Below are 11659 nucleotides of genomic sequence, written 5' to 3'. Positions count from 1 at the left end.
GATATTTCCTTTATCCCAATCGGAGCTATAACTACTTCTTCCACCTGTGTGGGTGACGAGTGGTACGGAGGAGCGACGGGCATGCCCGTGAGAAGCAACCCCACAGCACGGCAGCTCCGCTTCGGCGCCGAGCTCCGCAAGCTGCGCGAACACGCCGGCCTGACCTCGACCGAAGCAGCACGCCTCCTCGGCATCAAGCAAGCTCAGGTCAGCAACATGGAAACGGGCCGCCTCCCGGTGAGCGCCAACCGCGTGCGCACCCTGGCGTGCCAGTACGAGTGCCCCGACAAGGAACTCGTCGAAGCACTCGCCGGAATGACTGGTGAGCGCCGACGGGGCTGGTGGGAGGAGTACCGGGAGATCCTGCCGCCGGGGCTACTGGACCTGGCCGAGCTGGAACATCACGGAACCTCGCTGCGCACCGCCCACACCTCCGGCATCCCGGGCCTCCTCCAGACCCTGGACCACGCTCGCGAGGTGTTCCATCAGGTCGTCCCCGACCTGCCACCCCCGGAGGTGGAGCACCGGGCCTCGTTTCGCATCAAGCGCCAGGCGGTCCTCTTCCGTCAGAACCCGATCTCCTACCGGGCGATCATCCACGAAGCCGCCCTCCACATGCGGTTCGGCGGCCGGGATGTGGCGAAGCGCCAGCTCAAGCATCTGCTCAAGATGAGTGAGCACCCCAACATCTCGATCCACGTCATCCCCTTCGAGGCGGGCGGTTACCCGGGGGCGGGGCAGCCCATCTACTACGTACACGGCCCCGTACCGCCGCTCGACACGGTCCAACTCGACCAGTCGCACGGCATCGCCCTGCTGGGCGCGGAAGCCCAGCTGAACAAGTACCGCGTGGTTCTGGACCGCCTCATGTCCCTCAGCCTGATCGAGCTCGAGTCCCGAGCCCTCATCCACCACATCGTCCGGTCGACCTGAGAGGCAGTCATGCAGCTCATCCAGTGGCAGAAATCCACCTACTGCGGCGAAGGCGAGTCCTGCATCCACGTCACCGCGACAGTCACCGGCGTCCATCTCACCGAGAGCAGCGACCCCACCGGCTCCATACTCACCGTCACCCCCGCCGCCTTCGGCTCCCTGCTCACCGCAGCGAAGTCGAACACCCGACCGGCAGCCGTCCAGGTCTCCTTCACTCACGAGGGTGACGTCGACACCCCCGTCCGCATCCACACCACCGAGTCCCCGGGAACGGTCGTCACGACGGATCGTCAGAAGTGGGAAGCCTTCGCGCTCGGCGTGAGGGCAGGCGAGTTCGACCACTTCGCAGAAGGGCCCAACGATGTGACCACACGACAGGTTGCACTCCAGCCTCATTGCCCGGCGTAACCACACGTGGTACACAGAGTGACCATACGACTCTTCACACACCGGTCCGCGTCACCCCATTAGGGCCCGACGTGGACCGGTGGCAAGCTATTCGTACGAAACCCGCCAATCAATGACGCCAAGTCGACATACGACGGTGTCATTGTCAGCGACAATGAGGCTTGACCTCTGCACGTCCGCAGAGGGTGCGGAACTACCCAACAGGGGCGGTGACTTACATGCTCTTTGCGGCCGACGAGGGAGACATCAACACGATCATCGGGGGGATCGCCCCGGACTGGGGCCCCTTCGGCAGCCTGGGCAACGAGGCCAAGATCATGATCGAGGTGGTGATGGCCGTCGCGATTCTGCTCTGCCTCGGCATCGCCATCTGGGGTGCCGCCAAGCAGCGCATCGGCGCGACCGCGCTCCGCGACACCTTCAGCGCGGAGCAGGGCAAGGGCCTCATCGTCGCGGGCCTCACCGGCGTGTTCATCATCGGTTCGCTCGGCACACTCTTCACCATCGTGTACGGGATGGCCGTGTAGCCCGGTGAACATACCTGCCTCTCGTCCATCCCACCCGCCCGTCGTGCCAACCGGCTGAGGTTGCGTTTCCCTGATGTCGAGTCATCACACCGCGCCCGCGCGGGAACCAGCGCGGCTACCGTCGTACTTCTACGGCAGGCACGACGTCGAGGGGGCGTACACGGCATGAGTCTCGGAGACGACCAGGACTCCTCCCGCGGATACGGCGGCACCGGTCAGACACGCACCCGGCTGCCCGACGGGGGCAACGACGGCTACGGCGGCCCCCGTCGCGGCGGCCGCTCGTCGTCCCGCAGCGTGGTCACCGTGGTGGGCGTCGTCGTCCTCCTCCTCGCCGCGATCGCCTTCGCGAACCGTGGAGGAGACGATTCCGCATCCCCGGACGACGAGGCTGCGGACAAACCGAAGGTCTCGTCGACGGCGCCCTCCGGAACGCAGCCGGTACGGGCAGGCTTCGCCCATGACGAGCAGGGGGCACAGAGCGCGGCGGCGAACTACGCGGTGGCGCTGGGCTCGGCCGACATGTTCGACAAGGCCAAGCGTGACCCGATCCTCCAGGCCATCATCGTTCCCTCCAGAGTGTCCGACTTCGAAGCCACCCTGGACAAGGCATACAGCCCAAGCTTCAACAAGAACGTCGGCCTGAACGAGGACGGATCCACACCGAAGGGCTACACCTTCGTGTCCCGCACGAGCCCGGTCGGCACCAAGCTCACCAAGGGATCGGCCGCCAAGGCGACCGTCGAGGTCTGGTGCAGCGGTTTACTCGGACTCGCGGGTCAGAAGTCCACAGCCCCGGTCACGAGCAACTGGTTCACGATCACCATGGAGCTTGAGTGGGCCAACGGTGACTGGAAGATCGTGACGCACTCTCAGAAAGACGGACCGACGCCGATTCCGGGCGACGACAAGGCTTCCAGCGCGGACGAGATGGCGAAGGCCGTCCAGGAGTACGGAGGGTTCACGTATGCCCGCTAACCGTCGCGCACTTGAGCTGGCCGGCGTCCTCACTGCCGTACAGGCGACAGCCGTCCTCTTGGCCACCCGCGCCTTCGCCGCACCCACTCCTTCGCCCACGCCGAGTGATGATCCCTGCGACCTGATCCACGGCCCCGCCAAGGACTACTGCGAACGAGGAGAAGGCGGCGGCACCGGCGGCTCCACCGGAGGCGGTGGCGGCGACGGTGGCGACACCCTCGACTCCCCCACCACCACCCTGGACCCCCTCTCCTCCCTCGCCAAGGGCTTCGCCGACGCCGCCTCCTGGACCGTCGACGTCCTCAGCGACGCGGTGAAGAGCACCGCCGAGGTCGACTTCACGAACGGCACGTTCCTCAAGCAGTACGCCATCGTCTTCGGGGCGTCGGCGATCTTGACGCTGATCCTGTGGCTGTTGGCGGTCGCCAAACGCGCCGTGCGTGGCGTCCCCTTCACCACCGCGTTCTCCGAAGCCGTCGGGTTCCTCTGGCTCACCGTCCTGGCCTCGGCGTTCACCCCGCTGATCCTCTACACGGTCGTGTCCGCCACCGACGCCGTGACCGATGTCCTGGCCAAGGGCACCGGGGACCAGACGGACACGTTCTTCGGCACGTTCTCCGAGGCGCTGAAGCAGGGGAACGACATCGGCGGCGGCCCCATCATGCTGATCCTCGTGTCGTTCGTGTCGATCATCGCGGCAGGCGTGCTCTACCTGGAGCTGTACCTGCGGGCCGTCCTGCTGTACGTCGGCGCCCTGCTCGGTGTCGTCGTCTACGCCGGCCTGGTCGACAAGAACCTGTGGGGCCACGTCCGCCGCTGGGCGGGCATCATGATCGCCATCATCATGGTGAAGCCCGTGATCGTCATCGTGCTGGGTCTCGCCGGCGCGCTGACCACGGAGGAGGGGCCCGACTCCCTCGCCGCCATCGTCTCCGGCCTCGCGATCATCCTGCTGGCCATCTTCGCCTCCGCGATGATCTACCGCTTCGTCCCCGGCTTCGGCGACGAGATCGCGAACAGCCGCAACAACCGCCTCATGCAGGGCGCCGAGGGCAAGGCCGCGGCCGTCATGAGCTCCCCGGCGAACCTGGTCGCCCAAGGCATCAGGACCCACAGCACCCGCCACAACGGCGACGGCGGAGGCGGCGGCCAGCCGTCGTCCTCCTCCGCGTCCCGTCCCTCGAACCCCGCCTCCGGCGGAGTCGCCGCGCACAGCTCGCGCCCCTCGAACGGCGGTGGCGGAAGTGTCCCCTCCGCCGCGCCCGCACCGCGCTCCGGCAGCCCGGTGAACACGCCCCACGCCAGCACCAACCGCAACACCAGCGGTAGCAACAGCACAGGAGGTGACGGGCGTTGACGACCGAGTCCCACGTGTCCCATCCGGTCACGCCCCGCCGTACGTATCTGATCGGCCGCGCCCGGCCGAACGCGATCGTCGGCCGCAACCGCGAGACCGGTGAGATCGCGCTGATCGTCGTCGGCGCGTTCCTCGGCATGATGAGCGGGCTCCTCGTCCCCGTCCTGACCCTGCGCATCGCTCTGCTCGTCGGCTTCCCGATGCTCGCGCTGGCGGCCGTCTACGTGCCGTACAAGCACCGGACGTTCTACAAGTGGTTCGAGATCAACCGCAGCTACAAGCGGACGCTGCGCCGCGGCACCACCTACCGGTCCGGCACCGTCGAGGCCGGCACCAGGATCGACGGGCGGGAGGTCGAGGTCGGCCCGCCGCCCGGCATCGGCCGCATCACGTGGCTGGCGGCGCCCTTCGGCCCCGACGAGATCGCCGTACTGCTGCACGCCGACCGCAAGACGGTGACCGCCGCGATCGAGATCGAGGGGCCCGGCGTCGGCCTGCGCGACTCCGAGGACCAGGAAGCCCTCGTCGACCGCTTCGGCACCCTGCTCAAGCACGTGGCCAACGGCGACGGTTTCGTCACCCGGATCCAGATGCTGGCCCGCACCCTCCCGGCCGACCCCGACGCGCACGCCAAGGACGTCTCCCAGCGCGGCGACGATAAATCGCCGCCCTGGCTGCGGCAGTCGTACGACCAACTGCAGTCCATGGTGTCCACCAGCAGCGAGCAGCACCGCGCGTACCTCATCGCCTGCATGCACTACACCCGCGAGCTGGCCGCCGAGGCGCACACCATGGCCCGCGCCGCACGGCCTCAGAACGGACGCAAGCTGGACCGGGACGCGGGCCTCGCGGTGGTGATGGCGCGCGAGCTGACCGACATCTGCTCCCGCCTCCAGGAAGCCGACATCCGCGTACGACAGCCGCTGGGGCAGGGACGCCTCGCCTCCCTCATCCACGCCATGTACGACCCGGACCACCCCATCGACCACATCCAGGCCATGACCAAGCGCAACGCCTGGCCGGCCGAGCTGGACGCCATGGAGCCCACCTACCTCCAGGCCAAGACCCGCGAGTCCTCCACCCGCGCCCCCTGGTGCCACGCCACCGCATGGGTCAAGGAGTGGCCGATGACCCCGGTCGGCGTGAACTTCCTCGCGCCGCTCCTCGTCCACACCCCGGACGTCATCCGGACGGTCGCCGTGACGATGGACCTCGAACCCACCGAGGTCGCCATCGAACGCATGCTGACGGAGAAGACGAACGACGACGCCGAGGCGTCCCGCGCCGCCAAGATGAACCGCACCGTCGACCCGCGCGACATGGCCGCCCACTCGCGTCTCGACCAGCGCGGCGAGGACCTCGCCAGCGGCGCGGCCGGCGTCAACCTGGTCGGCTACATCACGGTCTCCTCGCGCTCCCCCGAGGCACTGGCCCGCGACAAGCGCACGATAAGGGCCTCGGCCGGCAAGTCGTACCTGAAACTGGAGTGGTGCGACCGTGAGCACCATCGCGCCTTCGTGAACACACTTCCGTTCGCCACCGGCATCCGAAGGTAGGGACTGAGCCTGATGCGGGACCCGCTGTCCGTCCTCACCGAAGCCTTCACGTCCTTCCTCTTCGGGAAGGTCGAGTCGACCCGCCCCCCGGTCCGCACCTCCACGGGCCAGGCGCAGGCCGTCTACCTGCCGACCGCCGCACCCGGCCTCGGCGACTCCGGCGTGATCATCGGCCGCGAGGTCTACTCCGGCAAGGGCTACATCTACGACCCCTTCCAGCTGTACGGCCAGCAGCTCCCGGCCCCGCACTGGCTGGTCCTCGGCGAGTCCGGCAACGGCAAGTCGGCGCTGGAGAAGACGTACGTGCTGCGCCAGCTCCGCTTCCGCGACCGCCAGGTCGTCGTCCTGGACGCCCAGGGCGAGGACGGGGCCGGCGAATGGAACCTCATCGCGCAGAAGCTGGGTATAACTCCCATCCGGCTGGACCCGATGGCCGCACTCGACCAGGGCATCCGGCTCAACCCCCTCGACCCGGCGATCACGACGACCGGCCAGCTGGCGCTGCTCCGCACGATCATCGAGGTCGCGATGGGGCACGGTCTGGACGAGCGCTCCGGCTTCGCGCTCAAGGTCGCGCACGCCTACGTCAACGAGACCATCGTCCAGCGCCAGCCGGTCCTCACCGACATCGTCGAGCAGCTCCGCCACCCCGAGCCGGAGTCGGCCGAGGCGATGAACGTCGCCATAGACGACGTACGGGCGTGGGGCCTGGACGTGGCGCTGGTCCTGGACCGGCTCGTCGACGGCGACCTGCGCGGCATGTTCGACGGCCCGACGACGGTCGGCATCGACCTCGACGCGCCCCTCATCGTCTTCGATCTGTCCCACATCGACCGCAACTCCATCGCCATGCCGATCCTCATGGCCATCGTCGGCGTGTGGCTGGAGCACACCTGGATCCGCCCTGACCGGAAGAAGCGCATCTTCCTGGTCGAGGAGGCCTGGCACATCATCAACAGCCCGTTCGTGGCGCAGCTGTTCCAGCGGCTGCTCAAGTTCGGGCGCCGGCTGGGTCTGTCGTTCGTGGCGGTGGTGCACCACCTGTCGGACGTCGTCGACGGTGCGGCGGCAAGAGAGGCCGCGGCCATCCTCAAAATGGCCTCCACCCGGACCATCTACGCCCAGAAGGCCGACGAGGCGCGGGCCACGGGACGCGTCCTGGGCCTGCCACGCTGGGCCGTGGAGATCATCCCGTCCCTCACCCCCGGCATCGCGGTGTGGGACGTCAACGGCAACGTCCAGGTGGTCAAACACCTGATCACCGAGACCGAACGCCCCCTGGTCTTCACCGACCGGGCGATGACCGAGTCCTCCGCCGACTTCAACGACGACGCCCTGCGTGCCGCCGAACTGGAGGCGGAGGAGCGGGCGGCGGCGTTCATGGAACAGCACATCGGCGACTCCTCCGAATCGACGGTGGCGTAGGAGTCCGGACCGACGGCGGCGCAGGGATCCGGACCGACGGCGGCGCAGGAGTCCGGATCGAACGCGGCGTGGGAAGACGGGAGCGGCCGGACGCATGAGACGGGAGCGGCCGGACGCATGAGACGGGAGGGACCGGACGCATGAGACCGGACGGACCGGGTGACCATCACGGCAGGCGGCCGACCCAGCAGGGCGGCATTCCCGACGGCCTGCTCCTCGGCATCCTCGCCTTCATCCTCGGCATGACCGTGCTGGTGTGGACGGCGACCGGCCTGTCCGCCCTCTTCGCCCACGGCTCCTGGCCGGCCGGCGTCAGCTTCTCCGGCACCCCCCTGGCCATGCGCCACCTGATCTCCGAGCCCCACGACCTCCCCGGCGCCTGGCCGGACACCCCCGGGACGGCACTTTCCGGGTACGGGCTGTTCTGGGGGCTGTTCATCGGCCAGATGATGGTGCTGGTGGTCCTGACCGTCTTCGTACTGGGCACGGTGGCCCGGTGGCGGGCGGTACGGCAGCAGCGGCGAGCGGGACACCCCGAGCCGCGACCTGAGCCCGAGCCGAAGCCGCCCCCCGAACCGACACCGGCCCCTGCACCGGCCCCGTCGTACGAGGTACCGATGCACGAGGTACCGGCGCACGAGGTACCGGCGCACGAGGTACCGGCGCACGAGGTACCGATGCACGAGGTACCGGCGCACGAGGTACCGATCCCGAGATCGCCACGCCAGGAGACACGGCCGACGGAGAAGCCCCTGACCAGCATCACAGCCCCCACCTCCACCCCCGACGGCGGACGGATGAGCGGGTGGGAGGCGAACCGCACCGAAACCACGGTGCACTACGGCCCGCCCGACACCCGCCACTCGACCGCCGTCCACGCGGTCCGCGACGCGGCGGGCCCCGCCCTCGTCATCACCTCGAACCCGGCCCTGTGGTCGGACACCAAGGACGCCCGCGCGAAACTCGGCCCCTGCCACCTCTACGACCCGAGCCACCTCTGCGACACCCCGGCCCGCCTCCACTGGTCCCCCACCGCGGGCTGCGAGGACCGGCAGACGGCCATGAGCAGAGCGGCCGGCCTCCTCACCCCGGTCCGCCCCACCGCCCGGCTCGACCAGGCGGTCGGCGACACCGCCGAACTGCTCCTGCGCAGCTACCTCCACGCCGCCGCCATCGACGGCCGCACCGTCCGCCACGTCCACCGCTGGTCCCAGGGCCTCCAGATCCAGGACGCCGTACGCATCCTCCGTACCCACCCCAAGGCCGCACCGGGCGCCGCGGGCGAGCTCGAAGGGGCCCTCACCGCCCACCCCGAACGCCGGGACATGGCACAGCAGCTGACGACCCGTGCCCTGGCCACCCTCTCGACGGTCAACATCCGCGAGGCGTGCACTCCCAACCGAAATGATGCCCTCGCCTTGGATTCCTTCATCCACGAACAGGGAACCCTTTACGTGGTGGGTGAATCCATCGAAGACCCCCGGACGAGCCCGGGCGCGATGCCGCTGCTGACGGCGCTCGTCTCAAGCGTGGTCGAGCGCGGCCGGCGCATGGCCGAACGGTCATCCTCCGGTCGCCTCGACCCACCAATGACGCTCGTCCTGGACGACGTCGCGGCCGTGGCCCCGCTTCCCCAGCTCCCGGAGCTGCTGGCCACCGGGGCGGACCGAGGCATGCCGACCCTGGCCCTGCTCCGGTCCCGTGAACAGGGCCGGGCCCGCTGGCCCCACGACGAACTGCCGGTATGACGTGAGCAGACCCGGACCCACGAACCCGCGTCACCGCGGGCCGGCGTCACCGCGGGCCGACGTCACCGCTCGAGCACGAACTCCAGCTCGTGGTCACCGGGCACGCCCGCCAGCGGCACCGTCCGCCCGCTCGGCACGAACCCCGCCTTCCGGTACGAGCCCTGCGCCCGCCCGTTCTCCGGGTGCACGATGAGCCGCACCGCCTCCAGGCCGCTCGCCCAGGCCCATTCCACCCCAGCGCCGAACAGCGCCCCGGTCAGCCCGCTCCCCCGCCACTCGGGCCGTACGAACACACCGACCACGTGCCCCTGCCGCCGCTCCACGGGGACCCCGGCCCAGTCCGTCGTACCGGCCTCCTCGACCAGCACGGTCAGTGTGCCGAGCCACCGGCCTCCGGGCCCCACCGCGACGATCTGCCGTGCCCCGGACGCGCCCTCGGCAGCGCCGGCCGCCCGCTTCTGCCAGTAGGAGTCGGGCCGCGCCGCGGCGTCGTCGTACGTCTCCAGGTACGCGAGATGCGCGACCGGGTCCCGCAGCGCGCGAAGCCGCAGCTCCTTCACGGACGGCCACTCGTCGGCACGTATGGAACGGATCGCGTAGTCACCGGGGACCGAGGCACTCATGCGGGCCACCGTAATACCCGGGTACTACGACCCTCACCCGATATACGGCCCCCCGGCGGACGCCCAACGCGCCCGTACCCCCGACCATGGTCTGATGGAGCCCGCGAAGCACGCGCCGGATGAACCAGCGGCCGAACCCCTCACCGAGTACGTCCAGCGTGCCACCGATCGAGTACGCGCCTTCGACCGCCGTCGTCCGCTCGTCTGGGACCTGAGCTTCACCGGCTTCTGGGTCACAGCGGCCCTGATCGACTACACCGGCGGGGGCTGGCGCTACAACGCCCACAACCTCGACGTGCCGGGCTGGCTCCTCCTCACCATGAGCCTCGGCTTGTCGGCCCCCATGCTCTGGCGACGCACCCATCCCCGGACCGTCCTTCTCGTCGCCGCGCCGCTCACCTTCCTGAACGCCTGGACCGGCGCCGCCCTCCAGGCGGCCCTGCTCCACCAGCTGTTCCTCCTCTACCACATCACCCTGCGCCCGCCTCTGCGCAATCTGTGGTGGGCAACGGGACTGGTGACAAGCTCGACCTGCGTCTCCCTGGCCCGGTACGGAGAGGGAGGGAGCGCATGGCACCAACAGATCGGCTCCCAGGTCCTGTCCGTCGGCGTCGTCGCGCTGATCGCCGTTACAGTCCGAACGCGACGCAACTACGCCGAGGCCCGTGAGGACCGCGCCCGTCGCCTGGAGACCGAACGCGACCAGCAGCTCCGGCTCGCGGCCGCCGCCGAACGCGCCCGCATAGCGCGGGAGATGCACGACATCATCGGCCACAACCTCTCCGTCATCACTGGCCTCGCCGACGGTGGCCGTTACGCCGCCGCCAAGTCCCCCGAGCGCGCCACCCAGGCCCTGGACGCCATCGGCACCACCAGCCGACAGGCCCTGGACGAACTCCGCCGCCTGCTCGACGTCCTGCGCGACGAGGAACAGGACGACACCCATGTGGCCGAGCTGAACCCGCAACCCGCCCTCACCGATCTCGACCAACTCCTCGACGGCGTCCGCAAGGCGGGCCTCCCCGTCCGTACGACGGTCGAGGGCCACCCCACGCTCCCCGAGGGCCGCCAGCTGACGCTCTACCGCGTCATCCAGGAGGCCCTCACCAACACCCTCAAGCACGCCGGCCCCGACGCCACCGCCCACATCGACCTCTCCTACGACACCGGGGGCGCCGTCGCCCTCACCGTCACAGACACCGGCCGCGGCGGACCGGCCCCCGCCCTGTCCGACGGACGTGGACTGCCCGGAATGCGTGAGCGGACATCCCTGTACGGCGGCACACTGGAGGCCGGCCCGCGCCCACGTCCCGAGCGGGGCTGGCGCGTACACCTGCACCTACCGGAGGAACCCCCGCAGTGACCACCGTCCTCATCGCCGACGACCAGCCACTCCAGCGCTTCGGCTTCCGGATGCTCCTGGAGAGCCAGGACGACATGACGGTCCTGGGCGAGGCGGCCAACGGCGCCGAAGCCGCCCGTATGACAGCCGAACTCCATCCCGACGTCGTCCTCATGGACGTCCGCATGCCCGGCCTGGACGGCATCGAGGCGACCCGGCGCATCGTCGCGGGCGGCGACCGCACGCGGGTCCTCATCCTGACCACCTTCGACCTCGACGAGTACGCCTACGCCGGCCTGCGCGCAGGAGCCTCCGGCTTCCTCGTCAAGGACGCCCAGCCGGAGGAGCTGCTCGCCGGCATCCGCGCGGTGGCCACGGGCGACGCGGTGGTGGCGCCCAGCCTGACCCGCCGCCTGCTCGACGCGTACGTCCACCACCTGCCCGCCGCCTCCCGGCCGGAGGACGCCCCGGATCCGCGCCTGGCCTCTCTCACCGACCGGGAGAGCGAGATCCTCAGAGTGATGGGCCAGGGCTGGACCAACACCGAGATAGCGGAACGCCTCCACCTCGCCGAGTCGACGGTGAAGACCCACGTGGGCCGCATCCTGGCCAAGACGGGCTCCCGCGACCGCGTCCAGGCAGTGATCCTGGCGTACGACGCGAAGCTGGTGAAGCCGGCCTGAAACGGTCCTGGAAACAGGCCTGGAAAAGGCATGGAGCACGGGCCTGAAACGCAGAAAAGCCCCGCACCGTTCCCGGTGC

Annotated in this window: 11 protein-coding genes; 10 read left to right on the top strand and 1 reads right to left on the bottom strand. The window is 69.5% G+C overall.

The features are described from left to right. Positions 1 to 81 precede the first annotated feature (81 nt). From ABEA26_RS32550 to ABEA26_RS32515, 8 genes are all read left to right on the top strand, one after another. Positions 82 to 933, top strand: coding sequence for a helix-turn-helix domain-containing protein (locus ABEA26_RS32550; protein ID WP_345597226.1), 852 nt, complete (start codon positions 82 to 84; stop codon positions 931 to 933). 9 nt (positions 934 to 942) lie between these two features. Beyond that, positions 943 to 1341 carry a DUF397 domain-containing protein gene (locus ABEA26_RS32545; protein WP_345597225.1) on the top strand — a complete coding sequence of 133 codons (399 nt, stop codon included), beginning with the start codon at positions 943 to 945 and terminating at the stop codon, positions 1339 to 1341. Between the two features lie 218 nt (positions 1342 to 1559). After that, on the top strand, positions 1560 to 1868 hold the full coding sequence (locus tag ABEA26_RS32540) for a hypothetical protein (RefSeq protein ID WP_121747793.1): 309 nt from the start codon (positions 1560 to 1562) through the stop codon (positions 1866 to 1868). Positions 1869 to 2033: 165 nt separating this feature from the next. Beyond that, positions 2034 to 2846, top strand: coding sequence for a DUF8175 domain-containg protein (locus ABEA26_RS32535; RefSeq protein ID WP_345597223.1), 813 nt, complete (start codon positions 2034 to 2036; stop codon positions 2844 to 2846). After that, entirely contained in the window at positions 2836 to 4203 is a 1368-nt protein-coding gene (locus tag ABEA26_RS32530; protein WP_345597222.1) for a hypothetical protein, read from the top strand. Before ABEA26_RS32535 ends, ABEA26_RS32530 begins: the two co-directional genes overlap by 11 nt. Next, on the top strand, positions 4200 to 5759 hold the full coding sequence (locus tag ABEA26_RS32525) for an SCO6880 family protein (protein WP_345597220.1): 1560 nt from the start codon (positions 4200 to 4202) through the stop codon (positions 5757 to 5759). Before ABEA26_RS32530 ends, ABEA26_RS32525 begins: the two co-directional genes overlap by 4 nt. A gap of 12 nt (positions 5760 to 5771) precedes the next feature. Further along, positions 5772 to 7184, top strand: a complete 1413-nt coding sequence (locus tag ABEA26_RS32520) for an ATP-binding protein (RefSeq protein ID WP_345597219.1) — start codon at positions 5772 to 5774, stop codon at positions 7182 to 7184. Positions 7185 to 7324: 140 nt separating this feature from the next. After that, the gene (locus ABEA26_RS32515) at positions 7325 to 8932 is read left to right on the top strand and encodes a type IV secretory system conjugative DNA transfer family protein (protein ID WP_345597218.1); all 1608 of its coding nucleotides are present in this window, start codon (positions 7325 to 7327) and stop codon (positions 8930 to 8932) included. 62 nt (positions 8933 to 8994) lie between these two features. Here the strand turns inward: ABEA26_RS32515 and ABEA26_RS32510 are convergent, their stop codons facing one another. Further along, positions 8995 to 9555, bottom strand: a complete 561-nt coding sequence (locus tag ABEA26_RS32510; protein ID WP_345597217.1) for a GNAT family N-acetyltransferase — start codon at positions 9553 to 9555, stop codon at positions 8995 to 8997. Between the two features lie 94 nt (positions 9556 to 9649). On the opposite strand from ABEA26_RS32510, the gene ABEA26_RS32505 reads away from it, so the two are divergent. Both ABEA26_RS32505 and ABEA26_RS32500 read left to right on the top strand, forming a co-directional pair. Next, positions 9650 to 10918: a sensor histidine kinase gene (locus tag ABEA26_RS32505; RefSeq protein ID WP_345597215.1), complete on the top strand. Its 1269-nt coding sequence runs from the start codon at positions 9650 to 9652 to the stop codon at positions 10916 to 10918. After that, positions 10915 to 11580, top strand: a complete 666-nt coding sequence (locus ABEA26_RS32500; RefSeq protein WP_345597213.1) for a response regulator — start codon at positions 10915 to 10917, stop codon at positions 11578 to 11580. The genes ABEA26_RS32505 and ABEA26_RS32500 overlap by 4 nt, the downstream gene beginning before the upstream one ends. Positions 11581 to 11659: the final 79 nt, after the last annotated feature.

Source organism: Streptomyces marokkonensis (assembly GCF_039539045.1).
GTDB lineage: Bacteria > Actinomycetota > Actinomycetes > Streptomycetales > Streptomycetaceae > Streptomyces > Streptomyces marokkonensis.
The sequence above is the reverse complement of the archived record's forward strand: the minus strand, read 5'-3'. Positions and strand labels throughout refer to the sequence as shown.